Genomic DNA, 26527 nt, shown 5'->3' on the forward strand with positions numbered 1-26527 from the left:
CATATGACGCTAAACAGCGAGCTTGAACTTATAGATGCATTAGATGGCAGTGGATTGTTTGTGATGAAATGCGGCGGCAGTACGCTGGCGGCGCTTCCTGACTCTTTTTTCGAGGATTTGCGAGATTTGCAGCAGGATGGCATTCAGCCTGTAATTGTTCATGGCGGAGGGCCAGCTATTTCAGAGAATCTAGCAAAATTGGGCATTGAAAGCAGCTTCGTGAACGGTCTGCGAGTAACTACTGAAGCCGTGCTAGATGTCGTTGAGATGACGTTGGCAGGGAGCATTAACAAGGCGATTGTAAGACGAATTCAAGAAAGTGGCGGTCTAGCTCTAGGGCTATCCGGCATTGATGGAAATATGATTACTGCTAGACCTGTAGCTAATAGCGCTGAAGTAGGTTTGGTAGGAGAAGTAACAGAAGTAAAGGCTGAGATTGTAACCGGAATTATTGGCATGGGTTATATCCCAGTCATTGCGCCTATCGGAGTTGATGCTGCAGGTCAGCGCTACAATATTAACGCAGATACAGCAGCAGGGGCAGTCGCTTCTTATGTAGAGTCTCCCCAAATGATCGTAGTCACAGATGTCCCTGGCATTATGAGTACGGTGGAAGGCCAAAAGGTTGTACTTCCATCCGTTACCGTACAGGAAATCGAAGCCTTAATCGAAAGTGGAGAAATCTACGGCGGCATGATCCCAAAAGTACGGGCAGCTATCGATTGCATTCAAGGCAGCGTTTCAGAGGTTATTATTGTGGATGGAAAAGAACCGCGGGTGCTTAGCCGAGTACTGCAAGGTGAAGCGATAGGCACACGTATTATTCGTTCGTAGAATCATAGATGAATATCATTTAGAGGTGCAGCCTGGTACACAGGAGCACAAGATGGGAGAGTGACTTAGAATGAGCAAGCTTACACAAACGGAATTGGATTCGCAAGCAGGGGCACAGCAGACCGATACCGTAGGATCAGGTACACCGGATGTTGCAGCAGGCAAGCTTAGCGCGGTATTCCCTTCTTACGCCAGATATGATCTTAGCTTAGTTAAAGGCAAGGGCACCTGGGTATGGGATGATAAGGGCAATAAGTATCTTGATTTTACAAGTGGATTAGCTGTGACCAGTCTAGGTCATGCTCCTGAAAAAGTCGGTGCGAAGCTGAAGGATCAGATTGACACGCTCTGGCATGTCTCGAACCTGTTCCATATTCCGGGACAGGACAAAGTTGCAAATCTTTTGACAGAGAATAGCTGCGCTGATCAAGTATTTTTCTGCAATAGTGGGGCAGAAGCGAATGAGGCTGCTATTAAGCTGGCTCGCCGTTACCACCAGAAGGTAAAGGGTGCTGATCGTTATGAAATCATTACGTTTGAACAATCTTTCCATGGTCGTACGCTAGCTACACTGACTGCTACAGGTCAGCAAAAGGTAAAAGAAGGCTTCCTGCCGCTTCCAGCAGGCTTTAAGACTGTACCTTTGCATGATCTCCCAGCGTTAGAGGCTGCTATTGGCGATCACACAGCTGCTATTATGCTGGAGATGGTACTTGCAGAGGGTGGCGTGCTTGAGGTAGAACCTGAGTTCTTGAACGCTGTTGTGGCGCTATGTGAGAAACACGGACTGCTTCTAATTGTAGACGAAGTACAGACCGGTATGGGACGTACAGGCAAGCTGTTCGCTCATCAGCATTATGGAATTGAACCGGATATTTTCACCTTGGCTAAGGGGATTGCTAGTGGGTTTCCAGCAGGCTTAATGCTTGGCAAAGGCTATTTGCGTGAAGCTTTCTCACCGGGCAGCCATGCGTCCACCTTCGGGGGAACACCGCTCGCAACAGCGGTTATGGCAGCGACGATTGAAACGATGCTGGAGGATGAGCTTCCACAACGTGCCGAAGAAATGGGTAAGTACCTGACAGGTCTTTTGAAAGAGAAGCTGGCGGACTGTTCTTTTGTGAAGGATATCCGTGGTAAAGGACTGTTGATCGGGATTGAATGTCAATCACCAGCGGGCGATATTGTATTGGCTGGACAAAAGAAAGGCCTGTTGTTCGTGACTGCGGGTCCTAATGTCCTTCGCCTGCTGCCTAATCTATATGTAAGCAAAGAGGAGATCGACCAGGCGGTGGACATCCTATCCGAACTCATTCATACTTATGCTAAACAAGCAAACGGGGAGGTAAGCTCATGAGTCAGGGCGTACAGAGTAATAAGATCACCATTGCACAGCAACTGAAAGGCCGTGATTTACTGGAGCTGAACGATTACAGCCCGGAAGAAATTACGTACTTAATAGATTCTGCGATTGAGCTGAAGAAGAAGCAGAAAAATGGCGAAGAATTCCAGCCGCTGAAAGGGAAGACAATCGGTCTTATTTTTGAAAAATCCTCTACTCGTACGCGCGTGTCGTTTGAAGTTGGAATGTATCAGCTTGGAGGGCATGCCCTTTTCTTGAGCAAAAATGACATTCAGCTTGGACGCGGTGAAACCGTTGGAGATACAGCACAAGTAATGTCGCGTTACCTCGACGGTATTATGATCCGTACCTTCGGTCATGACAAAGTAGTGGATCTGGCTCGTTATGCTTCTATTCCTGTAATCAACGGCCTCAGCGATCTGGCGCATCCTTGCCAAGTGCTGGCGGATTACCAAACGATATATGAGCACAAAGGAAAGCTCAAAGGCCTGAAGCTGGCTTACATCGGCGATGGCAACAATATGGCGCATTCCTTAATGATTGGCGGAGCTAAGCTGGGTGTGGACGTATCTATCGCTGGACCGGAAGGTTATGAGCCGGATGCAGCGGTTGTAGCAGAAGCTCGTGAGATCGCTAAGGAAACCGGAGCGAAGATTGTGGTCACTCACAGCCCGCAAGAAGCTGTGCAAGACGCTGACGTCATCTATACGGATGTGTGGGCGAGCATGGGCTTCGAAGAGGAGCAAAAGGCGCGTGAAGCGGCATTCAAAGACTATCAGGTCAATGAGGAGCTTGTAAAAGGCGCGAAGAGCGATTATCTTTTCCTGCACTGCCTGCCAGCCCACCGTGAGGAAGAGGTCAGCACAGGTGTGATTGACGGCCCTAACTCGGTGATCTTTGATCAGGCTGAGAACCGCCTGCATGCGCAAAAAGCTTTAATGGCTGCGCTGATGAGTTAAGGAATTTAAATAATATAAAATATAAATCACTATATAAATTGAATTAATGTTGGGCGAAGTTAGGTTTTGGACGATGGAGTAATGGAGCGGAATTTTTGGAACTGTAGGAGCGTAGCGTTCGCCTTTATCATCAGATTTCATCCGCATAATGCGGTTTGAAATAAAAGAAATCTGATGATAACAGCGACCGGAAGTCCAAACATTCAGCGTAGTTGCGAATAATCGTTAAAGTGCTAGCGAGAGCACGGTTATTTTAATTTATATAGCCCACACGAAAGGAAGTTGCCACACCATGGCTAAAGAAAAAATTGTACTCGCCTATTCCGGCGGACTAGATACATCCGTTATTTTGAAATGGCTTAAAGAAACCTATGACGCGGAGATCATCGCCTTCACAGCCGATATCGGCCAGAAGGAAGAGCTCGACGGTCTGGAAGAAAAAGCACTAGCAACCGGCGCATCGAAAGTATACATCGATGACCTGCGCGATGAATTCGCTAGCGATTTCATCTACCCAATGTTCCAATCCGGCGCACTCTATGAGGGTCAGTACTTGCTTGGAACTAGTATTGCTCGTCCGCTGATCGCTAAACGCATGGTGGATATCGCCATCGCTGAAGGTGCAACAGCTATCGCACACGGCGCGACAGGCAAAGGGAATGACCAAGTCCGTTTTGAGCTTGGTGTAGCTGCTTTGGCACCAGACATCAAGGTAATCGCACCTTGGCGTCTGGAAGAATTCCGCAATCAATTCCCAGGCCGTGCGGAAATGATCGCTTATGCGGAAGCTAATGATATTCCTGTACAAGCATCTGCGGCTAAGCCGTATTCGATGGACCGTAACCTGCTGCATATCAGCTATGAGAGCGGCGTATTGGAAGATCCTTGGTTTGATCCAAGTGCACCGGAGAACAAAGGAATGTTCCTACTGAGCAACGCTCCTGAAGATGCTCCGGATGAAGCGGAATATTTGGAACTCGATTTCGTTAAGGGAGACTGCGTAGCCCTGAATGGTGAGTCCTTATCCCCACTGCAAGTGATGGATAAACTGAACGAGCTAGGCGGAAAACACGGTATCGGACGTGTGGATATGGTTGAGAACCGTTTTGTCGGCATGAAGAGTCGCGGTGTGTATGAGACTCCGGGTGGAACCATCCTGTTCGTCGCTCATCGCAAAATGGAATCCATCACGATGGACCGTGAAGTGATGAACCTGCGTGACAGCCTGATCACTCGTTACAGCACTTTGGTGTATAACGGTTTCTGGTTCGCACCAGAGCGTATTGCACTGCAAGCTCTTGTAACACAGAGCCAACAAAATGTAACGGGTACTGTTCGTCTTAAACTGTACAAAGGCAACATCATTGGCGCTGGAGTGAAGAGCCCGGTCAGCCTGTACAATCCTGAGATTGCAACGATGGAAGCTGATCCTACACAAGCTTATGATCAAGGGGATGCAACTGGTTTTATCCACTTGAACGCATTGCGCCTTAAAGTTTCTACAGGTGTAAATGGAGCTTCGAAATAGAACGATAACATAAACTTAAACGGGCATTCCGAAGGCCGTTCCTCCCGTCAGGATAGGAGCGGCCCTCTGGCGTCCAAGAGGAGGAAACTATAGGTGAGCAAGCTTTGGGGCGGACGGTTTACTAAAGGAACGAACAAACTGGTGGAGGAATATACGGCTTCCATTGGATTTGATAAGGCTTTGGCTAAAGAAGATGTACAAGGCAGTCTGGCGCATGTCACGATGCTGGGCAAATGCGGAATCCTTCCACAAGAAGATGTGGAGACGATTAAGCAAGGTCTGAACAAAGTATTGGACAAGGTTAACGCTGGTGAGGTTGTTTTCTCCGTAGCGGATGAAGACATCCATATGAATATTGAAAAACATCTGATCGAGGAAATCGGTCCGGTCGGTGGTAAACTGCACACAGGACGCAGCCGTAACGATCAGGTGGCAACGGACATGCATCTATATTTACGTGGCCGTGTAGTTGAGCTAGTTAGCTTGCTGCATGAATTGCAGGAAGCTTTGATCGAGCAAGCTAAAGACAATGTAGAGACGATCATCCCTGGTTACACGCATTTGCAGCGGGCACAACCGATCCTCTTTGCTCACCACTTGCTTGCTTACGTCTCCATGTTCCGCCGCGATGCGGAGCGTTTGACGGACAGCTACAAACGGATCAACGTTCTGCCGCTCGGAGCAGGAGCGCTTGCGGGAACGACCTTCCCGATTGACCGCCATTTTGTAGCGGAACAACTGGGCTTTGACAGTGTATATGAGAACAGTCTGGATGCTGTCAGCGACCGCGATTTCATCGTGGAGTTCTTGGCGAATGCAGCCCTTGTAATGACCCACCTTTCCAGACTTAGTGAGGAATTGGTGCTGTGGAGCAGTACAGAGTTCAGCTTTGTAGAACTGGATGATGCTTTCTGTACAGGCAGCAGCATTATGCCGCAGAAGAAGAACCCGGATGTACCAGAATTGGTACGGGGCAAAACAGGTCGTGTATACGGCAACCTGGTTGGCTTGCTGACTGTTCTGAAATCTTTGCCACTAGCGTACAACAAGGATATGCAGGAAGATAAAGAGGGCATGTTCGATACTGTTACTACGCTGACTGGTGCGCTGCAATTGTTCGCGCCGATGATTTCCACCATGAAGGTGAACAAGGGGCGTATGCGTGAAGCCGTGAACACGGACTTCTCGAATGCAACGGATATCGCCGACTTCTTGGTAGGCAAAGGTCTTCCTTTCCGCCAAGCACATGAAGTCATCGGAAAAACAGTGCTCTACTGCATTAACGAAGGCAAGTTCCTGCTGGATCTGACGTTGGAAGAGTTCATGCAATTCTCACCGCTGTTTGACGAGAATATCTATGCTGTTCTTCAACCGGAAGCGGTAGTTAACGCCCGTAACGTTTATGGCGGCACAGCTACTGTTCAGGTGAAAGCTGCAATCGAACGCGCGGAGCAGGCACTGCACGAAGCTAATGAATGGGTTGTAAAACACGGTGACGCTATATTGTAAACCGTATCAATACCGAATCTCGCCTCAGACTGTTATAGGTCGCAGGCGGGATTTTTTTATCTAAAAGGGCTCTAAGTACAACATAACTGGATTCGCAGTGTTCTTTACGGTTATCCTTAGAGTAGGGATAGGAGGGGGCGTAAGTATGAGTAGAGAGCAAATCCTAGACGAGCTTAGATCCCAATTAGAGCTGGGCAATCATATTATTGGAGTAGCCACAGGTGCTGGAATAACCGCAAAGTATGCGAAGCAGGGTGGTGCTGATTTTCTACTGATGTTAAATTCGGGTAAATTCCGCCAGATGGGGAGGAGCTCTCTTGCTGGGATTTTGCCTTTTTGTAATAGCAATGATATGGTGATGGACTTTGCATCTAGGGAGATCATCCCTTTGGTAAGAGACATTCCTATTATTTTTGGCCTTAATGCAACCGATCCGACAAAAGATATGGAGAGCTATATCAGTGAAATAAAGAATAAGGGATTTTCCGGAATTAATAATTACCCCACGGTTGGCTTGATAGATGGTCAATTTGGAGAAGCGCTGGAAGAAGAGGGAAATGGTTATCTACTCGAAGTAGAAGCTATAAGGATTGCCCATGAAAAAGATTTGTTTACCATAGCCTTTGTATTTGACGAAACTCAAGCTGCTCAGATGATAGAAGCTGGAGCGGATGTGATTTGTGCACATTTAGGCTTAACGGAAGGGGGATTATTAGGAGCCAGGAAGGTATTCTCTCTGGAAGCTGCCAAGGCTAAGGCGGACAAGATTTTTAATAGATGCAATGCGCTAAAGCCAGATTTAATTAAATTGGTGTATGGTGGTCCCGTGAAAACGCCAATTGATGTGCAGTATATGTACAGTAATAATCAAAACTTGATGGGGTATATCGGGGGCTCTGCTTTTGAAAGAATTCCCTCGGAGAAGTCCATTACGAATATAACCAAAGCTTTTAAAGTATCGGGGACGCTGGATGAAGATGATTTTATGGTCAAAATGTTAGACGGCATCACCAAGCACTATGATTATGTTGAATTTGTAAAAGAATACATAGCTCAAAATTATAGGAATGAGATTTTGTTTGCAGATTTAGCTAAGGTGGCCCATGTATCCCGAAGTTACTTAAGTAGCTTGTTTACCAAAAAAGTAGGCTGCAGCTTCCAAACGTATCTCGTGCAATTTCGGATGGATAAGGCAGCGGAAATATTACATAGAGACCCTATCCAGTTATCTGAGCTGGCGCCATTAGTTGGCTACCAAGACTATGCGCAGTTTAGCAAAATGTTTAAGAAGTATAAAGGTTATTCTCCCAAACAATATAAATCTAACATAAACACAAAAACATAAGACATAAAAGCGTTTTCATTCATAATTCAAAGAAGTATGATTAACTCATAAGTTGATCATGCTTTTTTGAAATATAAGAAAGTATAAGTTTCACATTATACATTATCCTTATATTTCTCGTTTAAACGCTTGCCGTCCTCAAAAGGACGCCGAAGGCATTTATACTTGTTGCAGATATCTGAAGAGGAGGTTGAAGAAATGAAGACGATTGCCATTGCCGGAACTTTTGATACCAAGGGTGAAGAATATCTCTACATTAAAAATTTGCTTGAAAGCTTGGAGTTAGGTACGTTTACGATTCATACGGGTGTGTTTGAGCCCACTTTTACACCGGATATCTCTAACCGAGAAGTAGCAGCAGCCGCGGGTGTAAGTATAGACGAGCTCGTTGTCAAGAAAGATAGAGCGTTAGCGACAGAATTATTAGCTAAAGGTATGGAAAAATTAGTACCTGAATTATATAAGCAAGGCAAGTTTGATGGCATTATCTCCTTTGGGGGTACTGGAGGTACCTCGCTTGTCACTCCTGGTATGCGGGCACTGCCTATTGGTGTACCAAAAGTGATGGTTTCGACCGTAGCTTCAGGGAATACTGCTCCATATGTAGGCACTAGTGATATTGTCATGATGCCATCTGTAGTAGACGTTGCAGGACTGAACTCCATTTCGACGAAGATTTTTACGAATGCAGCCTTCGCCATCGCCGGTATGCTTAAATTTGAGAATAAACAAGTGATAGAGAAAAAACCATTAGTAGCTACAACAATGTTTGGGGTAACAACCCCCTGTGTGACGGCAGCCCGTAACTATCTTGAAGCTAGAGGATATGAAGTGCTTGTATTCCATGCAACAGGTGTAGGTGGCCAGTCCATGGAAGCACTAATCGAGGCTGGTTTTATTGAAGGTGTATTGGATCTGACCACAACAGAATGGGCGGACGAAATTATTGGTGGTGTGCTAAATGCTGGACCTCATCGGTTAGAAGCTGCTGGAAAACATCATATTCCACAGGTTGTGTCGGTAGGTGCGCTTGATATGTGTAACTTTGGTCCTTATGATACGGTACCCGAGAAATTTGCTGGACATAAATTCTATAAGCATAACCCTACAGTTACTTTGATGAGAACAACAGTAGAAGAAAATGAAGCCATCGGCAAAAAGCTTGTCGAGAAATTAAATATGGCCAAAGAGAAAACGGTGTTAATGCTGCCGCTTAAAGGGATATCTGGCATTGATGTCGCAGGGGAAGCTTTTTATGGGGTAGAGGAAGATCAAATGTTATTTGATACCTTAAGAAATGGTGTAAACAGAAATGTTGTAGAGGTTATCGAAATGGATTGTGCCATTAATGATGTGGAGTTTGCAGAAGCTGCCGCACAGAAGCTAATAGATCTCATGAGCAAATAACACTAACACAGAACATTTAATTAATGATGGAGGCGTTTCACATGAACAAAAATACAAGAACTGAAATCATGGAGAAGTTTAGAGAAGAAGTAGCAAATGGAAAAATTCTTTTAGGCGTGGGAGCCGGTACAGGGATTACTGCAAAGAGCAGTGAAGCTGGCGGAGCGGATATGCTAATTGTTTATAATTCAGGAAGATACAGAATGGCAGGTCGTGGATCATTGGCAGGGCTACTATCTTATGGAGACGCCAACCAAATCGTAGTCGAAATGGGCTCTGAAGTATTACCTGTTGTGAAAAATACTCCTGTTCTAGCAGGCGTGTGTGGAACGGACCCTTTTAGAGTGATGGAGGTGTATTTGAAACAGCTTAAGGATCAAGGTTTTAGCGGCGTGCAAAACTTCCCAACCGTTGGTTTGATCGATGGCGTATTCAGACAGAACCTGGAAGAGACCGGGATGGGATATGGTTTAGAAGTAGATATGATTAGAGCAGCGCATGAATTGGATATGCTCACAACTCCTTACGTATTTGATCCTGAGCAAGCAAAAGCCATGGCAGAAGCAGGCGCAGATATTTTGGTGGCACATATGGGATTGACTACTAAAGGTACAATTGGAGCGAAGACGGCCCTGACATTGGATGATTGTGTAGAAAGAATCGAAGCGATTATTAAGGCAGGGAAAGCAGTAAATCCAGATATTATGGTGATTTGCCACGGTGGACCGATTGCAGAGCCGGAAGATGCGGCGTACGTAATTGAACGGACAGAAGGCATAGACGGATTCTTTGGTGCATCGAGTATTGAAAGATTTGCTGCGGAAAAGGGGATTACGGAACAGACAGGATTATTTAAAAAGATCACTAAATAAAAGGCATAAGGCAACAAAAGAACCCTCCGAAGAGGGCAATCTGCATAGCACAGATATTAAGGTGTAGCTTATGGCTGCACCTTTTTGTTGTCTATTAGAAAAAGCTAATTATTACTTAACGGCAGCCATGCCAGTACATCACGGATCTTGGTATCCCAATAGCCCCATTCATGAGTCCCTGGACCTTCCTCATAGGTTAAAGAAAGTGAGGTTGCTTGGCAGGCATCGCGGAATGTCAAGTTATCGGTATATAGGAAATCTTCTGTGCCACAGCATTGATACAACGCTGGCTTTGGTCCCGTGGAGTGGTTTACTTCCTCAAGCAACCATAAAAGGTCTTCGGGCGTTCCGGCGATATCTTCTTTTCCGAAAATCATTTCGTATTCTTTGCTTCTGACGTTTGGATTTTCCCCGTTCATAAAATTATGCGCCATATCCAGTGCTCCCGACAAACTAGCTGCCGCTGCAAAAGACTCCGGTTTACGCAGTCCCAGCTTGATCGCTCCATAACCACCCATGGATAACCCGGCTACAAAGTTTTCCTCGCGTTTATCCGATAACGGGAAGAATGAACGCGCCAGCATCGGAAGCTCCTCACTAATAAAGGTCCAATAACGACCGCCAACCGCCATATCTGTATAGAAACTGCGGTGTACATTCGGCATTACTACAGCTATCCCCATCTCTGCTACATATCGTTCTATAGAAGTCCGGCGCAGCCAGATCGAGTCATCGTCTGACAAACCGTGCAGCAAATATAGCGTAGGGTGAAGTTCGCCTCTAGTCACGTTGCTCATCCCGATTTGTGTGGTTGTTTTTTGCGGCAGAATTACAGTCATTGAGGTATTCAATTCTAGCGCTTCCGAATAAAATTTGCATTCTATTAAAGCCATTTGACACATCCCCTCTCTTTCCAAATCATAGCATAGACCAAAAGTGAGAGATATTGTAGAAATATCTGAATTATAAGGGTTTTGAGGATTGCTGTAGCTCGATATGAGAGAATATAATGGAAGTAGAAAAATAAGGAAGAAACGTGCAAATGCGAAATTATTTTCATAGGCGGGAGGAAAAAAGTAGGATGAAATCAGGCCTAAAGCAGGAAAATGGATTTACATTGATCGAAGTGCTGGCCGCTATTGTGATCTTATCGATAGTTTCACTGGTACTTACGTCTTACTTTACAAACGCCATGAGTTACTCTAAATCGAACCAGAACAAGACAATTATGGTCAATTTAGCGCGGAACGCGCTGTTTTATGTGGAGAAGCAGGATTTTGAGAAGATGAGTGATTATTTTATAACAGATCCAGTAGAACATCAAAAACTATTAGAAGATGGCAAAGGGGTACCCCTCATCGGGGCTTCAGAATGCACAACCCAACTAAGATGCGTTTACAACGATATCTTTGTTAATTCCAAGTCACTGCCAGATGTACTGAATCCTGTCATTAACAATATCGAGTATAAGATTAATATTCGCTACCAGTTCCAGCTTCATCAAGAGATGCGATTGGGAAAGGATGACAGTGGAGTGGTCGATCAGCGGAAGGTTGAAATGGCACCCTATCTTATACCTGTTGAGGTGGAAGTTAGTGGGAATGGGGGGCCAGGAGGAAAAGCTTATAAAACGGTAGTGGAGGGATATATTACGGATGAAAAGATTCGCTAACCGTTTAATAAATCAGCAGGGCTTTACCTTAATTGAAATGATAGCCGCGATCACTCTTTTCTCCATGATTGTTGGACTTATCTCTACGGTGACAATGTTTGGATTTCGAAGTTATCACAAAATAACAATTGAGAATTCTTTACGTGAAGAAGCAGATTTGATTATGTCATCAATTATAACTGAATTATATGTATTTGGTCCTAGTAAAGTAGAAAATACGGAAAATGGATTGGTTCTAATAAAGGATGTTGATGGCGTGATCTCTTCACGGACTATTCAGTTCGTTAAAGAACAGCCTGGTGAAGGAGAGGACAACCTCATTACCAAGCTAACTATTAATAGCACTGTAACCGATCCTCGCACATCGATAGATTCAGATCTTACGGGTTCTACGATTGTCTCTAAAAATTCAAATGGTATGGACTGTAAGCTGGGTACCCCTTGTGGGAGTGGGCTAGTCGATATAAAGCTCCTTTTAACACAGTACTATGATGGAAGGATATACGATATTGAGATGGTGAGCAAATTTGGTTTCTAGGAGGTATTACATAATGAAAGAAGAGAAGGGCTCGGCACTGGTATTAGTAATGTTTATTCTACTACTTCTCACTATCCTGGGGCTAAGTGTAATGAGTGCAACAATGGGGGGCGCAAAGCGAACAGAGACGCGAAAAAATGATGTACAAAGTCTGCATTTAGCTGAAAAAACGCTTGATGAGGCTGTGGCTTATATTACATCTAGCCTAAATAAGAAGGTGCAAGGTAATGTGGATATGAGTCCAGAAGAACTGGATCTGGCTATTGAGAAATATTTGGAGTCTATCTCCTCAGGTCTTAATGCAAGCACTAACTTAGTTAACGCAAGCGGGATAATCACTGATATCGATTATAAAAAGGGGCAAATGCTGAAGAACGGAAAGTCAGCCAAATACATAGTGTCCATTACGTCAGAAGCCGAAGTGAACGGAGTTAAACGTAATCTTAAGCAAAGAATATTTATTGATACTTTCCCCGATTTTCTAAAATACACTTTAGGCTCAGAAAAGAATCTTACGATTAATGGGGCTCCTTCAATTATTGGAAATATATACGCAGGAGATAAGCTAATTATCAGTGAGAAGGCCGAGTATACGTATAAAAATAAATTTCACACCCTTGTATCCAATCCATTTGAATTAGATGGTGAGGCACATGTGCAATCACTTGATAAGCTGATTTATCGACAGGAAAATAATAGTGAGATAAAAGGTTCAGAAATCACCAAAGAAACATCTATGGTAGGTAAGATTCCTCTGGATAAGGTGGGTATAAGAAGCCGTCGAACCTTTGTAGAAGTTAATGTGGAAAGTTCTTTTATAGATAAAGTAGCTGAGGCAATAGGCCCTGGAGCTAACAGAACTATGATTCGGAATAAGCTGACTGAGGGGAACTTAGCATCCTATTTAATGGGTATGAATCTTAATACTTTTGATGCGGTTATTCAGAGTGACCTGATGAAGCCAGTTCTTCAGGATGATTCATCTGAATCGCTAGCGACATTTAATGAGAAGATGAATGAATACAATGCAAAAGTAAACATCATAAAGCATCCAAGCAAATCTGTAATTTATAAAGGGGATTTGAGTTTGGACGGCAGTGGCGACTTTCCAGGTATCTTATATTCAGAGGATGATAAAAACTCAACATCAGCTCGAAAGTGGCTGATTGTAGATGGAAATCTAATCATTGATAATTATGGTAATCCACAACCTATACAAATACGTGCTAATATGTTGGTGACTGGAAAGGTAGAGATTCGGGGCAACGTTCAGATTGACTCCACTATGTTTGTACTCAAAGCATCTTCGACTATTAATGGGATTCCCGAACATACCACATTGGTAGAAGATGCAACACTTCAAGGATTGGGTGGTAAGGAACTGGTATTAATTTCCAGTGGGCCTATACTTATTAATCGCTTGGCCGCATTTAGTAATACTCCTACTCAGCTAGAAGCATTCTTCTATACAGACTCTGATGCAGATTTATATGGCGTAGGATCTATATTTTCGCTGAGTGGTGGATTCTTTGCGAAAGGAAATCTTACTATAAATGCTGTTCGAGGAATAGCATTTGGGAAAGATAATGAAATTGGAATAGACAACAGCAGCAATTTAATACGATTTAAAGCAGCTTATAACGATCAGATCTTTGAGCATCAAAAGGCTGGACTTCCCCGTGTAAAGACTATAAATATTAGCGTAGAAGACATGCAGTTGGAGTAGCCTAGAATATAATATGAAAAACCCCCAAAACGTAGTATAGGCTGCGTTTCGGGGGTTTTGTTTTTTAGTAACGATCCTCGTTCTCTACAGTGATCTCCACAGAGTCTTTAATTGTAGGGTCCTCAGAAAAAGCAACCGTAACCGTGGCTTTTCCTTTCTTCAGTCCGGTTACTAAACCATCAGGAGATACGGTTAAGATCGCTGCATTGCTACTTGTCCAGAGCAGCTTGTCTTTAAATTCATTCTTCTTCAAACTAGTTGGCCAAACCTGAAGTCCGTCATTAAATAAATCTCTAGCGTTATAAGTTCCAACGCCTATCCTAAATGGTTTAGGCAAGGTCAGCTGAGTTAATTTAATCCCTATTTTTATGTCTTTATAGGCTTCAATAATAGGAGAGGAGCCTATTATCAGCACTTTAACCCTAACTGATTCGGTGTACACATTGCCTTTTAACTTTATAGCTTTGTTATCTGGAGTCAATACGATTGTTGCACAATCGCTGCCGTTACCTTCTATGCTCCACACGTATTCAACCGGATCGGAATTCTCTACAGGTTGAACGACAGACACATTTAACGGTATTTCATTTCCGATGTTCACAAAAGAATCCCCATTAATTTGTATCTCACGAACAGGATTTGTAATTGTAACGGTATGTTCTTTTGAATAGATAGCACCGTTAGGCTTCCGATCAGTTTTGACTGTGGCCACAATTGTCACTGATCCAGATCGATTAGCCAGCAAGGTTGCTTTACTTCCAATAGATGGATCGGTATTTTTAGTTATTGTAGCATTGGCTGAATTCGCCCCTGGTTTGATGGACCATTCGTAGCCAATTATGGTTTCATCAAAGGGCTCATAACTAGCTTCGAAGGGTACTTTCTCACCGACTATAGCGTCCTTAGCTCCTGTAATCGTTAAATCAGCTGAAACGACTTTTACTTTTGCAGTAGTAAAGACGTGGCTACCATCGCTTCTTACATCTCTAGCTGTAACCACTAATGTTGCTTCTCCGGCTTTTAGACCTCTTATTACTCCGGTGTCACTAATAGAGACTATATCCGGCTGTTTAGACAACCAACTGACTTCTTTATTGTTGGCATCTTCAGGTGTTATGACCGGTAGCAGTTTCAGTTCACTATCTACCCGAATCACTGTATCTTGAAGTTGAATGTTCGCTACTTTAACGATAGCTTCAAAGGAAATCGGAGAGAAACTTATTGTTACCCGTTCTCGGGTGACTGGTGTAGGGTTCGGTAAATCTCCGGTGAATGGAGACAGATCGATACTGTGCCCACCATTATAACCTGAGATTGATTTTCCGATAAATGAGCCAACAATATCACCAGTGAAAGATATATTTGCCAATGGAGCCAGAACAGTACCATATAATTTGTATCCGCGTAGGCTAAATGATGTTGCTTCATAAAAATTGTATAACACGTTTTTACTGCTTACACCTGTAAGGGTGTTGGTGCCATTGCTGATGGTTACATTTTCCCCGGAAATATTGACAACAGTAGTGGAAGTGCTTGGAGTATCAATGCTCAGGCTATTAATACTTCCATTGGTTGGATTTAAATGAAATACGTTAAGTTTAGGATCGGTTCCCTTTAGAGTAATGGTCTGATATAGATCGGTTGATTTGGACGTCTCCGGTATTGCTGCATAATACAATGAACGATTTTTAAGTTTTTTCCCAACCTCAGTAAAATCAATATAGTTGTCTTTATGCTGAGTTTGATTAATAAGGTAGGCTGGAGCCGTTATATTGCCACCGTAATAGGCCATCCCTTTCATTGAACCACCATTTAAGGTCAAGTTTCTACCTGCCACAACAGTTGCAGTAGTATCGGCATTTGTTAATGAACCTCCTAAACTAAATGATGCAATATTTATATTCCCACCTGCTGCTATACGCCAATTATTTGTGAATCCATTGTTTGGGAAATCAATGTTCTCTAGCATAAAGATTGAATAATCATTAGCTATACCCAGTGATGAGACTGGAGCATTGGAGCCAGGGAATGAAGATGTCGCTGCATGGATTTCATCATAATAAATCTTAGAATTATCCAATAGGTATGTCTTCTTTTCTTGTGGAATTGCAGTAAGACTAAAAGTGTTAGCAGAATTGTTTATCGGTGTATAAGATTTGACGTTGTTACTTTCTGTTAACTTATAGTTAATGTTCCCTAAATTTTTAGATAAAGTATATCCCTCGATTAAAGTACCGCTTTTACTCATGCCTTCTGGAAGAGGATCACTAAATTCCAGATTAGGCGGAAATTTCTCTTCAAATTGAACGTTTGAGATCACTAGATCTTCAATCCCTTGCTCACCTGGATCAACAGCAAGATAAGGAACAGCGTTTGGCGTTACTGTGTACGTAAAAGTGATCGGATTCCCTTTTTCAACAGTAGAGTTAGACTGTGTACGTTGAATCGTAAGGTTTGATTCGATTTTTTGAACGGTTACATTTATAGTTTTAGTAGAGATTGCACCTTGTCTGTCCCTGGCAGTAATCTCAATTTGAAGATTTCCCCCTGCAGGAAGAGGATTGTTAAAAGTTTGCGTAACGGTATCTCCAGATAAAATTGCTTTCTCGTTCATTGTATAGCCGGTAATTACATTATCGTTTTGTTTAAATTTAATACTGGTAAATAGGTTCTTGTCTTTCAAATCCCAGTCATCGACTGTATAGCTGACGACCAGTTGGTTCTGGTAAGAAGGTTTAATGCTTTTGTCCATAGGTGTATGCACAGTAATTTCTGGAGCATGATTGGCACCTGTAAATGCACGGTACATCGTGTTTACGAACAACTTTTGTTCCCATTTTGGGAAAGAGGTTGCTTGAGTTCTATTATAAGATGTTCCGATGATGTGTCCGGTTCCTGAGTAAGTTACACTCCCTTTAGAGTACGTATAGTAGTGGTTCCAGCTGTCGTTAATATCCCGATTACTTCCAGTAATGTTGTACCAAGGAATGACAGTGGAATCTTCTAAGTCAAGGGTAAAGTATTGATTATGTGTGTTGGCTACCTTATTCTTATCATCTTGCTCGCTTAAATTAAAAGGATATTGAGTTAGCAATCCATCGTTCACAGGAGTAACAGAGGTTGATATACTCGGAGCATTTAAGCCCAAATTGGTTTGAGGGCTGGTTTGACCTGTGATTCCTTGGAACTTATTAATCCATTGGCTACTCTTGTTGTTGCTGGCAATATAAATAGTATCGTGCGTGAACATAACACTTTGCTTGGTATCATTGATGAAATTTAATACAGCATTCGAGGAGAGCTCATCAATTAGAGCTTTTTCATTGTATACATCCCGGAATCCAAACAGGAGCATATCATATGTGCCATTCAAGCCGTATTTTGGAGTAGAGTTTTCCTTACTTTTAATGTATTCATTGAACTGAGTCATTGATTTTGTTTCGATAACTAGTTCGTAGTCCTTAGATACGTTTTGTAGATAGCTAGGATCCATAACTAATTCATTATTAATAAGTTTGCTGTCATTATTTCCATCTGGTAAGATCTGCAATACATTGACCACTGTCTTCTTGCCCTTAAATTGAATAGTACCGGTAGTGAAATCGCTTAGAGATTTTTGATTCAGAGAATCTACTGCTTCTAGCTTCCAATAAAGTAGGCCTGAATAAGTCTTGGGAAGTTTGTATTTTATTTCTCCGGTTGTCGAAGTACTTAAGGAGGTGGTTGCAACGACTTGATCTTCAGTCATTTTTATGGACTTATCTAAGCCCAGATAGAGCTTAACAAGTATAGGATTCGTTCCTAAATTAACATTTGAAACATTGAACTTGAATGTGAGCTCGTCGCCGGGCGTATAGATCTTGGGCACAGTCGCACCGTATTCGATAATTTGACTCTTGTTAGTAATCTCTAGTTGAGGTCTTTGCTTCATTTTGGATAAATAAGTGGAATTACTTTTTTTCAATTCGGAGATAAAGGCATTTAACTCAGAGTCATTACAGAATAGAACATTGGATTTTGGGGTTAATGCCTGGTATGTATTAAAGGTATTATATAAAATTCCGTTCTGTGTTGGAGCTAAGAAGGGCTGCTTGTGGAAAATTACATATAACCCTTTATTAACAAAAAAATCGGTGATTTCTTTCGCTTTTAAATTAGTTATGTCATTCATAACTGCTTTGGTATTATGATCTTTTCCGGAAACTCCACTTTTATTGTAAGTCCCCTTTCCGATATAAATCGCATCGTATTTTCCATCCAGATCATCCCGCAGCGCCACAAAGCGCTTCATACTCATCGTATCAATGGTAAGGCCAGATATTCCCGTTTTTAGAGACGCAAGCTCACTAACCCCACTCTCCGTAACCTCCAACATTCGAATCTGATAATCATTTGAACTGGCTTCGACATTCGTGAAGTGATTTTTGAGTGGCAGAACAAGCAGAAGGAGAAGCAAGATCGTTACTGTAAAAAGATAGATCCTTTTGTTACTGGCAAATTTCATGTTCATCTCTCCCTGATTGTTAACTATTGGTAGATATGGTCGAATTGTATGTTGTGTATGCTAGTTTCCGACAGCTTTTTCAGCTGAATTCGTTGTAAAATTATCCAATCTATGTTATATACATTCTAGGACATTCAGCATTGATAGACAACATAAATCTATTGAATTATACCTATAAATTCATTACTAAAGTCCCAAGTATATTGAAAAATACGCTAGTTTGACAAAAATGATGAATTCGTATTATGGAAAAAATAATTTTCGTATTTTGCAGAAATAGAACTGGTAATTTATCTTTGGTTATTCCTATTATTATCCATTATTGATGTCAGTGTAAAAGTATAACCAATAACGGCATATGGAGCTGAACGGGCATGGCCATTGCGAAAAAGAGACTTGGAGATTTGCTGGTAGAAAATAATATTATTTCGCAGGAACAGCTGCTTGAAGCACTTGCGGAACAGCGTAAAAGCAAGCGTAAGCTTGGTGATCTGCTAATTTCTCAAGGCTATATCACGGAGCAACAGCTGATTGAAGTGCTTGAATTCCAGCTCGGTATTCCGCATGTCAGTTTATTCAAATACCAGATTGATCCTGCGATCACGCAGATTATTCCTGAAAGTATGGCAAAGCGATACCAAGTTCTTCCCTTCTTAAAAGAAGGCGGTAAGCTGATGGTTGCGATGGCCGATCCTCTGGATTATTTTGCGATAGAAGATTTGCGAATGAGTACAGGGTTCCGGATTGAACCTGCTATTTCTACGAGGGATGAGCTGCAGCGGGCGATTGCGCGTCATTATGGGATGCGTGATTCTATGAATCAGATGTTGGTAGAACTCCCGACACAGGAAGAAATAGAAGAAACAGAGATTACAGACGAAGACTCTCCAATTGTTCGTTTGGTCAATCAGATGATTCAGCAGGCAGTAGCCCTGCGGGCGTCTGATATACATATGGATCCAGGTGAAAATAATCTAACCATCCGCTACCGCATTGATGGAACTTTACGGACAGAGCGGATTATTCCTAAGCAAATGCAGGGCTTTATAACCGCTCGTCTGAAAATAATGGCCCGACTGAATATCGCAGAACGGCGTTTGCCACAAGACGGCCGAATCAAAATGCAGTTTGATTTCAAAATGGTAGATATTCGCGTGTCCTCATTACCTACGATGCACGGAGAGAAGATTGTGCTGCGGTTGCTAGATTTAAGCACTGGGGTTAAATCTGTAGATGCTTTGGGATTCAGTGAGGGGAATGCGGAAGCTTTTAAGGAAATGATCGCTCGTCCTTATGGAATTCTGCTAATCACTGGACCTACAGGTAGTGGAAAAACAACGACTTTATATTCAGCACTGAATCAACTCAATGTAGAAAGTGCAAATATTATCACGGTTGAGGATCCAGTGGAATATCAGCTTGAGGGCGTAAACCAGGTGCACGTAAACTCAGCTATTGGGTTAACCTTTGCGGCGGGACTACGTTCGATTCTCCGACAAGATCCGAATATTGTAATGGTGGGTGAAATACGGGATGCAGAAACTGCTGAAATTGCAGTTCGTGCCTCATTAACAGGTCATCTAGTGCTGTCTACTTTACATACAAACGATGCGATTAGCTCCGTCTCTCGCTTGCGAGATATGGGGGTGGAGCCTTACTTGATTGCCTCTTCACTAATAGGTGTGGTAGCGCAGCGGCTCGTTCGTAAAATCTGCACCGACTGCAAAGAAACCTACAAACCGTCTGAGCAGGAAGCGATTATGCTACGTAGCTTGGGGTTGCCAGCGGACGAATTACATCGTGGTCGAGGTTGCGGTAGCTGTAGCAGTTCCGGTTATCGTGGCCGAATAGCGATTCATGAGGTACTCAGTATTGACGATCATTTGCGGCAGCTTATTACGAACACTGCTTCGGTAGAAGAACTACGTATCGCAGGAAAAGCGCGTGGACTTGTTCAACTGATGGATGACGGACTACTCAAAGTTAGTCAGGGAATCACGACGTTACAAGAGGTCATGCGCGAGACGGTCTCACATTAGGATTTATAAGGTGTATTGCATTTTAATCTAGGGGGAGCAGCGGATGCCAACGTATACGCGGGATATTAGACAGCTTTTGCAGACGGCTTACTCCTCCAAAGCTTCCGACTTACATATCTCTGTAGGCTCGTCTCCGGTGATACGTATGGATGGAACGCTTCACCCACTTGAGGGTGCACCAGTAACAGCCGATGAAGCGGCAGAAATGGCAGAAGCGCTGCTTGGCAGTGAACGAAATGAAGTGTTTCGAAATGCAGGTGAGGTAGATTTCTCTTATCCGCTGGATGGCGGCGTAAGATTTCGGGTGAATGTCTATCGTCAGCGGGGTGAGATTAGTATCGCTGCCCGGGCCATTCCCGCAGAGATTCCGAGTCTGGAACAGCTGTCGATGCCTCCGATTTTGTCCACTTTGTCAATCAAACCACAAGGTTTGATTCTTGTTACAGGGCCTACGGGCAGCGGTAAATCCTCTACGTTAGCAGCTATGCTAAATTACATTAACAAGACCGAAAGCAAGCATATTGTGACACTTGAAGATCCTATAGAATTTCTGCATAGTCATGGAACCTGTTTAGTCGATCAACGTGAAGTGGGCAACGATACGGCAAGCTTTGCGAGCGGACTTCGTGCCGCGTTACGTCAGGATCCGGATGTTATTCTCGTTGGAGAGATGCGGGATTTGGAGACCATTACAGCAGCAGTTACTGCCGCGGAGACAGGTCATCTTGTGATGGCCACCTTACATACAACAGACGCACCACAGACGATTGATCGAATTATTGACGCTTTTCCGGGTCATCAGCAGGGACAGATTCGTTCACAGCTAGCCTCAGTATTACTGGCAGTTGTCAGTCAGCGGTTGTTTCCAAGAGCAGGGGGACGGGGGCGGATATGTGCAACAGAGATCTTAGTGAATACACCTGCCGTAGCCAATCTCATTCGTACCGAAAAGACACATCAGATTAAAAATGTAATGCAAACCGGACGCGCGCAAGGTATGCATACGTTGGACATGAGTATCCGCGACTATTTATCTCAAGGTCTGATTGACTCGACTGCCGTAAAAGCATTTATGACGGAGGTGGGTAACTGATGCCTCTTTTTGAATATCAAGTAAAGACAACCGCAGGTAAGTCCATTAAAGGAAAGCTAACCGCAACAGATAAGCCTACGGCGATGGAAGAGCTGCGTAAGCGGGGGCTTACAGTGTTCTCGCTGATCGAGCGAAAAACAACGATTCTATCGATGGACATTTATATCGGTAATCCGGTTAAGCCGCTTCATTTCATTATTTATTGTAGGCAGTTCGCCACGCTAATGCGTGCTGGAGTGTCGATTGTGGATGCAACGCGTATTCTAGCAGAGCAAACAGAGAGTAAACCACTACGTAAAGCGCTAGTAGATGTGAACGCTAGCCTGATGCGCGGGATCTCGTTCTCACAAGCCGTTCAGGATCATAAAAAAATCTTCCCGCAGCTATTTGTCAGCATGATCCGAGCAGGTGAAGAATCCGGTGATATTGAGGGAACTTTGGACAGGCTGGCGATGTTTTTTGAGAAACAGCACACCACGACAGAGAAGATCAAGTCTGCGCTCACTTACCCGATTACGGTCGGGGTTATGGCGATTGGAGCGGTTATATACCTACTCTGGGCGATTGTTCCACAGTTTGTAACGATGTTCGAATCGATGAATGCAGAGCTTCCGGCGATTACAAAGATGGTATTGGCACTGAGTAAAAGCATTCAAGGGCAATGGTATTTCTGGATACTCGGAGTTCTTCTCCTAGTGATAGCTTTTCAGATTACAAAACATACAGAAAAGGGTGCCTACGCACTCGATTATGCCAAGCTTAAGATTCCGGTGTTCGGCAAGCTGAATCAAAAAGGCTCGATTGCTCAGTTTACGCGTACTTTTTCTTCTCTTTATGCCAGCTCAGTCCCGATTCTGCAATCCTTGGTGATTGTAGAGGAAGTAGCCGGAAATAAGGTGATTGGGAAATTCATCCGAAGTGCGGGCGATTCGTTGCGACAAGGAAATCCACTATCTGAGCCGCTAAAAAAAGCTTGGGTCTTCCCGCCGCTAGTTACTCAGATGATTGCGATTGGTGAAGAGACGGGGGCGCTCGACACAATGTTGTCTAAGGTAGCTGATTTTTATGAGATGGACGTGGAGAATACCGTTGATCGTCTGAAGTCACTGCTTGAACCATTGTTGATTGCTTTTTTAGCAGGTGTTGTAGGTGTGATTGTGGCCGCTATTATGCTGCCGATGTTCAGTCTGTACGGCAATATGTGAACCTTACGGTTCCTTGAAGATATTGAGAGGGGTGACGCCGGGGAGGCGGGGCAGGATTGCAGAGCTTTTGTTGGCGCTAGACAAGGAATAACGAGCATTGTAGCGGGATTCACGGAAATAAAAGATATAAACTGTATTACCACACACCACTTAGAGGGGGAAATAAAATGTTAGCACAAGCCATTAAAAGAAGATTGAGTAAAGAGGAAAATCAAAAGGGGTTTACGCTGATTGAGTTATTGGCGGTTATCGTTATTTTGGGGATTATTGCGGTTATTGCGATACCGATGATTGGTGGAATTATTAATAATACTAAAGAGAATGCAGATGTTGCGACAGCTCGCCAAGTTTATGATGCAACTCGTATGTATATTACTTCAGAGTTAAATGGAGCATTTGATTCTGACACTATGACAACTGGTACTGAGCTTAAGGTTTCAATTGCTAATTTAATTGCAGGTCATTATCTTGAGCCTAATCTGTTGTTACCTAGTAATAAACATACAATTACCGCAGGCACAGTTACCTTTACTGATGGCGTATTAACAGCTCTTTCTCTAAGTACAACTGGTAGTACTCCATCAGGGGGGACTGCCCCAGCAGCGGTAGATCATACTTTTGTTGTTGCGGATGTTCTCAAATCTGAGAAATCAAAAAAATAAAATGAATTAGATTTCCAAGGAATCGGACTTCCCGATTCCTTTTTTAAAATCCAAAAGCCAACAGAGGACATCCATGACGATAATCATCGCAAGTTACATCACCTTACTGGGCCTGATTCTAGGCTCCTTCTATAACGTAGTGGCACTGCGGGTGCCAGCTAAGGAATCTTTGCTTAATCCACCGTCACATTGCCCGAACTGCAATACGCGGCTGAAGGCGCGTGATTTGTTTCCGGTGATAAGCTACCTGCTGTCAGGAGGCAAGTGTCGTTACTGCGGCACAAGGGTGTCGCCTTTATATCCACTAGGAGAAGCGGCGACGGGTTTGCTTTTTCTATGGGTGTACATGCAATTTGGTCTGACAGGTAAGGGGATCCTCGGATTCTTACTTGTGAGTCTTGCGGTTATTGTCACGGTAGCAGATTTGAAGTATATGCTGATTCCGAACAAGGTGTTGTTATTCTTTTTCCCGCTGCTGATCATTCTTGTGCTGCTATTTCCGGAAGGGGCATTATGGCATCACCTGCTAGGAGCTGTACTTGGTGGAGGTGTCTTGATCCCCTTTGTTCTGTTAGGTGGGATGGGTGCCGGGGATGTGAAGTTATTTGCGCTGCTGGGCTTAGTGATTGGCTTTCCAAATGTGATTTTAGCTTTTTTGCTGGCTTGTCTGTTTGGGAGTGTGGTCGGAGGATTGCTGCTGCTGCTCGGTATCATCAAACGTAAACAGCCAGTTCCTTTTGGTCCATGGTTAGCAATAGGGGCTTTAATTAGTTTCGGATATGGTTCACATATCATTGGCGCGTATCTCTCGCTCATCGGATAGGAGGACATCGATTATATGCTTGGATTAGGCTCTAAAGTGGCCGGGATTTCAATTGAAGCTACCGGAATTCGTTATATTAGTTTTAAGAATAAACAGTCATGGGAAGTCCGCAAAAAACGGTATCTCCCGCTCCTTCCAGGCATGATCATTGAGAATCAAGTGGCGGATAGCGAAGCGCTTTATGATCGGGTAAGACAGTGGGTGAAGAAAGAAGGTTTAAGGGGCAGTAAGGTTTCTTTGTCCATTCCACCTTCGCAGATTATTATCCGCAAAATGAGCATACCCAGTATCAACGACAAGCAGGTTGAACAGCTCGTGAAGCTGGAAGTGGAGACGGGGCTGCATTTACCATTTGAAAATCCTGTTTATGACTATGTGACGCTCGAAGTGGATGAGGAGCATAGTCATTTACTCGTATTTGCCGCTCCACGGAAATCGATACAGGATTATGTGGAAATTTTGGAGCGTGCGGGCCTCCGTATAAGCAGTGTTGAAATTTCGGCAACCGCCTTGGCGCGCAGTATAACGACTGGACATGGGGAAAGCTTTGCAGAAACGATGCTAATTAATTTAGAGCCATCCGTCATGGACGTTTACATGTTCAGAAACGGAAATCCGGTGTTCATTCGTACGATTAACTTGCTTGATCTTCATATGGGTAGAAATGTGGCGGCAATGGATTTCGTGGCCGACAGTGAGGTTTTGGCAGAAACAGCCGTTGCGGTGGAAGAGCAATTATCACCGGAGCAAATGGTGGAAATCACTGCGGAAATCTCACGGATGCTTAGCTTCTACCAATACAGCTTGCACGATGGCTCGACACGTATCAATAACTTAGTCATCACAGGAGCCCCATCCATTCGTAAACAGCTAGACATAGAGCTGCAGCAGTCGTTGGCAGAACTAGACATTACACCGATAAGTCTAGACCAGATAGGGAAAGATGCTGTATCTGATCCTGAGTTAAATGATTACCGAGTAGCAGCAGGGACAGCCCTGAAAAGCATCATCAACGTGGACACGATTGACCTACTGCCAAGAGAGGATCGGGAGACGTTATTATTCCCCTATGTGACCATGGGTCTTGTGGCGATCTGGCTGGTGGGAACGATTGGGACGGGGATTTATTTTTCGGCTAATAAGGGTCAAATTTCTAATGGTAAAGAGGAGCTGCAAGGTTTACAGGATCGCAGTTTAATGCTACAGGTAGAGCTTGGGAAACTTAAGAACAGCGGACCCGGACAGTTAGATCGGAAGACGGCAATCGCAGAGATTCAGAACAATAAGGTAATTGCTGTTCCGATTCTGGATGAATTAGTCGAAGGGTTACCACCGGGTGCTTTTATCCGTGACATTAACTACACCTACCGAACAGCTATTGATCTGACTGTAAATGTACCTACTATGGTAGATGCCTCCAGTTATTTGAGACAACTACGCCAAATGTCTTTTACGGTGGACGCACCGATTCTGAAGCTGACCGAAGGAACAACGGATGCAAACACTTCTTTTACTATGTATACAGCCATTTATAAAGTAAACTTAGTAGAAAATAAGCAGCAGGAAATTGGAACAGATGCAAGCCAAGAGGAGGTGAACAGCGATGGAACAGATTAATAAGTATCGTTCTCCAATCGTATTAGGTGTATTGATTCTGTTCTTGATGCTGTTTGCCTTTTATATGTTAGGTGTTCAGCCGACCAATAAGGAAATATCCGCACAGAACGCCGAGGTTAGCCAGCTGGAAGAAGAAGCAGAGATTCTCCAAACTAAAATTAATGAACTAAAAAGCAGTGCTACTTCTGTGGATTCGGAACAACAGGAGCTCCTAGCAGCACTCCCGAAAGGCGATGACAGCGAAGGCTTGATTGTTGATTTATGGGGCGTTAGCACTTCCTCAGAAGCACGCTTAAAGGACGTCAGCTTTATTTTGGATGAGGCTAATCCGATTCAGCAAATGACAGACTCGGCTGAAGTGCTGTTCCCGACGGTTAAACAGATTAAAATGAATGCAGTAATAGAAGGTACGTATACGGGTATACGACAATGGATGGACGAGTTGCAGAAGCTGTCCCGTATAGTGAATGTAGACTCATTTAATTTCCAGCAATCCTATGAAGAGCGTTCTGCGAACAGCCCTGAAAGTATTTTGACTGCTAACGTAGCTTTCACAGCTTATTATGAGGCTGTCACTCCATCATCGAATTAGAACTCTAACCATTGCAATAACACCATTATGCGACTCCATTTTTCCTGTAAATCAGGAGGGTGGAGTTTATTCGTTACTAAAAATATATAAATGCGTTTTCATCCTACTGTTTATTGGGTATTTTAGCTTGCGGGGTGCATAAGCTGGAACAGTGGCTATCGCCTGTATTTAACGAATATAAAAAGTATACGTTTCACGCTTTACATTATTTTTATATTTCTCGCATAAACGCTTACCGT

The 26527-nt window shown here is 43.5% G+C and carries 20 protein-coding genes; 18 read left to right on the forward strand and 2 right to left on the reverse strand.

Going from position 1 to position 26527, the window contains the following annotated elements; genetic code table 11:
* The first annotated feature begins 3 nt into the window (after nt 1-3).
* The 8 genes from argB (at nt 4) to CA600_RS18570 (ending at nt 9817) form a co-directional block, all read left to right on the forward strand.
* Nucleotides 4-834 carry an acetylglutamate kinase gene (gene argB, locus CA600_RS18535; protein ID WP_094871935.1) on the forward strand — a complete coding sequence of 277 codons (831 nt, stop codon included), beginning with the start codon at nt 4-6 and terminating at the stop codon, nt 832-834.
* A gap of 70 nt (nt 835-904) precedes the next feature.
* Nucleotides 905-2191 carry an aspartate aminotransferase family protein gene (locus CA600_RS18540; protein WP_094871936.1) on the forward strand — a complete coding sequence of 429 codons (1287 nt, stop codon included), beginning with the start codon at nt 905-907 and terminating at the stop codon, nt 2189-2191.
* Entirely contained in the window at nt 2188-3156 is a 969-nt protein-coding gene (gene argF, locus CA600_RS18545) for an ornithine carbamoyltransferase (protein WP_094871938.1), read from the forward strand. The genes CA600_RS18540 and argF overlap by 4 nt, the downstream gene beginning before the upstream one ends.
* Nucleotides 3157-3448: 292 nt before the next feature.
* Nucleotides 3449-4684 (forward strand): argininosuccinate synthase, encoded by a 1236-nt coding sequence (locus CA600_RS18550; protein ID WP_094871939.1) that lies wholly within the window; start codon nt 3449-3451, stop codon nt 4682-4684.
* Between the two features lie 93 nt (nt 4685-4777).
* Entirely contained in the window at nt 4778-6193 is a 1416-nt protein-coding gene (gene argH / locus CA600_RS18555; protein WP_094871941.1) for an argininosuccinate lyase, read from the forward strand.
* 145 nt (nt 6194-6338) lie between these two features.
* Complete coding sequence (locus CA600_RS18560) at nt 6339-7538, forward strand: phosphoenolpyruvate hydrolase family protein (protein WP_094871942.1); 1200 nt, start codon at nt 6339-6341, stop codon at nt 7536-7538.
* Between the two features lie 198 nt (nt 7539-7736).
* Nucleotides 7737-8945, forward strand: a complete 1209-nt coding sequence (locus CA600_RS18565) for a Tm-1-like ATP-binding domain-containing protein (protein WP_094871944.1) — start codon at nt 7737-7739, stop codon at nt 8943-8945.
* A gap of 41 nt (nt 8946-8986) precedes the next feature.
* The gene (locus tag CA600_RS18570) at nt 8987-9817 is read left to right on the forward strand and encodes a phosphoenolpyruvate hydrolase family protein (protein ID WP_094871945.1); all 831 of its coding nucleotides are present in this window, start codon (nt 8987-8989) and stop codon (nt 9815-9817) included.
* 104 nt (nt 9818-9921) lie between these two features.
* Here CA600_RS18570 and CA600_RS18575 read toward each other — a convergent pair whose 3' ends face one another.
* Nucleotides 9922-10710 carry an alpha/beta hydrolase gene (locus CA600_RS18575; protein ID WP_094871947.1) on the reverse strand — a complete coding sequence of 263 codons (789 nt, stop codon included), beginning with the start codon at nt 10708-10710 and terminating at the stop codon, nt 9922-9924.
* Between the two features lie 188 nt (nt 10711-10898).
* On the opposite strand from CA600_RS18575, the gene CA600_RS18580 reads away from it, so the two are divergent.
* Genes CA600_RS18580 through CA600_RS18590 form a run of 3 tightly spaced genes read left to right on the forward strand, consistent with a single transcriptional unit; the run spans nt 10899 to nt 13753 of the window.
* Nucleotides 10899-11489: a type IV pilus modification PilV family protein gene (locus CA600_RS18580; protein ID WP_256989903.1), complete on the forward strand. Its 591-nt coding sequence runs from the start codon at nt 10899-10901 to the stop codon at nt 11487-11489.
* Nucleotides 11473-12027, forward strand: coding sequence for a PulJ/GspJ family protein (locus tag CA600_RS18585; RefSeq protein WP_094871950.1), 555 nt, complete (start codon nt 11473-11475; stop codon nt 12025-12027). The genes CA600_RS18580 and CA600_RS18585 overlap by 17 nt, the downstream gene beginning before the upstream one ends.
* Before the next feature lie 13 nt (nt 12028-12040).
* A complete protein-coding gene (locus CA600_RS18590) occupies nt 12041-13753 on the forward strand; it encodes a hypothetical protein (protein ID WP_094871951.1) in 1713 nt (570 codons plus the stop codon).
* Between the two features lie 64 nt (nt 13754-13817).
* Here CA600_RS18590 and CA600_RS18595 read toward each other — a convergent pair whose 3' ends face one another.
* Nucleotides 13818-18257, reverse strand: a complete 4440-nt coding sequence (locus CA600_RS18595; RefSeq protein WP_179281660.1) for a DUF5057 domain-containing protein — start codon at nt 18255-18257, stop codon at nt 13818-13820.
* 374 nt (nt 18258-18631) lie between these two features.
* On the opposite strand from CA600_RS18595, the gene CA600_RS18600 reads away from it, so the two are divergent.
* From CA600_RS18600 to pilO, 7 genes are all read left to right on the forward strand, one after another.
* Nucleotides 18632-20296 (forward strand): GspE/PulE family protein, encoded by a 1665-nt coding sequence (locus CA600_RS18600; protein WP_094871955.1) that lies wholly within the window; start codon nt 18632-18634, stop codon nt 20294-20296.
* Between the two features lie 43 nt (nt 20297-20339).
* Nucleotides 20340-21389: a type IV pilus twitching motility protein PilT gene (locus tag CA600_RS18605; RefSeq protein ID WP_094871957.1), complete on the forward strand. Its 1050-nt coding sequence runs from the start codon at nt 20340-20342 to the stop codon at nt 21387-21389.
* Nucleotides 21389-22594, forward strand: coding sequence for a type II secretion system F family protein (locus CA600_RS18610; RefSeq protein ID WP_094871959.1), 1206 nt, complete (start codon nt 21389-21391; stop codon nt 22592-22594). The genes CA600_RS18605 and CA600_RS18610 overlap by 1 nt, the downstream gene beginning before the upstream one ends.
* Nucleotides 22595-22761: 167 nt before the next feature.
* A complete protein-coding gene (locus tag CA600_RS18615) occupies nt 22762-23256 on the forward strand; it encodes a type II secretion system protein (RefSeq protein WP_094871960.1) in 495 nt (164 codons plus the stop codon).
* 73 nt (nt 23257-23329) lie between these two features.
* Nucleotides 23330-24079: a prepilin peptidase gene (locus tag CA600_RS18620; RefSeq protein ID WP_094871962.1), complete on the forward strand. Its 750-nt coding sequence runs from the start codon at nt 23330-23332 to the stop codon at nt 24077-24079.
* A gap of 15 nt (nt 24080-24094) precedes the next feature.
* A complete protein-coding gene (gene pilM / locus CA600_RS18625; protein WP_094871964.1) occupies nt 24095-25696 on the forward strand; it encodes a pilus assembly protein PilM in 1602 nt (533 codons plus the stop codon).
* On the forward strand, nt 25683-26288 hold the full coding sequence (pilO, locus tag CA600_RS18630) for a type 4a pilus biogenesis protein PilO (RefSeq protein WP_094871966.1): 606 nt from the start codon (nt 25683-25685) through the stop codon (nt 26286-26288). Before pilM ends, pilO begins: the two co-directional genes overlap by 14 nt.
* The last annotated feature ends 239 nt before the right edge of the window (nt 26289-26527 follow it).

The sequence above is a fragment of the Paenibacillus sp. VTT E-133280 genome, from assembly GCF_002264385.1.
Classification (GTDB): Bacteria; Bacillota; Bacilli; order Paenibacillales; family Paenibacillaceae; genus Paenibacillus_AQ; species Paenibacillus_AQ nitricinens.

Bases quoted from the DNA above. Each gene is read 5' to 3' on its own strand.
- argB (WP_094871935.1), top strand. From the start codon at position 4: ATGACGCTAAACAGCGAGCTTGAACTTATAGATGCATTAGATGGCAGT.
- CA600_RS18540 (WP_094871936.1), top strand. From the start codon at position 905: ATGAGCAAGCTTACACAAACGGAATTGGATTCGCAAGCAGGGGCACAG.
- argF (WP_094871938.1), top strand. From the start codon at position 2,188: ATGAGTCAGGGCGTACAGAGTAATAAGATCACCATTGCACAGCAACTG.
- CA600_RS18550 (WP_094871939.1), top strand. From the start codon at position 3,449: ATGGCTAAAGAAAAAATTGTACTCGCCTATTCCGGCGGACTAGATACA.
- CA600_RS18560 (WP_094871942.1), top strand. From the start codon at position 6,339: ATGAGTAGAGAGCAAATCCTAGACGAGCTTAGATCCCAATTAGAGCTG.
- CA600_RS18565 (WP_094871944.1), top strand. From the start codon at position 7,737: ATGAAGACGATTGCCATTGCCGGAACTTTTGATACCAAGGGTGAAGAA.
- CA600_RS18570 (WP_094871945.1), top strand. From the start codon at position 8,987: ATGAACAAAAATACAAGAACTGAAATCATGGAGAAGTTTAGAGAAGAA.
- CA600_RS18575 (WP_094871947.1), bottom strand. From the start codon at position 10,710: ATGGCTTTAATAGAATGCAAATTTTATTCGGAAGCGCTAGAATTGAAT.
- CA600_RS18580 (WP_256989903.1), top strand. From the start codon at position 10,899: ATGAAATCAGGCCTAAAGCAGGAAAATGGATTTACATTGATCGAAGTG.
- CA600_RS18585 (WP_094871950.1), top strand. From the start codon at position 11,473: ATGAAAAGATTCGCTAACCGTTTAATAAATCAGCAGGGCTTTACCTTA.
- CA600_RS18590 (WP_094871951.1), top strand. From the start codon at position 12,041: ATGAAAGAAGAGAAGGGCTCGGCACTGGTATTAGTAATGTTTATTCTA.
- CA600_RS18595 (WP_179281660.1), bottom strand. From the start codon at position 18,257: ATGAAATTTGCCAGTAACAAAAGGATCTATCTTTTTACAGTAACGATC.
- CA600_RS18600 (WP_094871955.1), top strand. From the start codon at position 18,632: ATGGCCATTGCGAAAAAGAGACTTGGAGATTTGCTGGTAGAAAATAAT.
- CA600_RS18605 (WP_094871957.1), top strand. From the start codon at position 20,340: ATGCCAACGTATACGCGGGATATTAGACAGCTTTTGCAGACGGCTTAC.
- CA600_RS18610 (WP_094871959.1), top strand. From the start codon at position 21,389: ATGCCTCTTTTTGAATATCAAGTAAAGACAACCGCAGGTAAGTCCATT.
- CA600_RS18615 (WP_094871960.1), top strand. From the start codon at position 22,762: ATGTTAGCACAAGCCATTAAAAGAAGATTGAGTAAAGAGGAAAATCAA.
- CA600_RS18620 (WP_094871962.1), top strand. From the start codon at position 23,330: ATGACGATAATCATCGCAAGTTACATCACCTTACTGGGCCTGATTCTA.
- pilM (WP_094871964.1), top strand. From the start codon at position 24,095: ATGCTTGGATTAGGCTCTAAAGTGGCCGGGATTTCAATTGAAGCTACC.
- pilO (WP_094871966.1), top strand. From the start codon at position 25,683: ATGGAACAGATTAATAAGTATCGTTCTCCAATCGTATTAGGTGTATTG.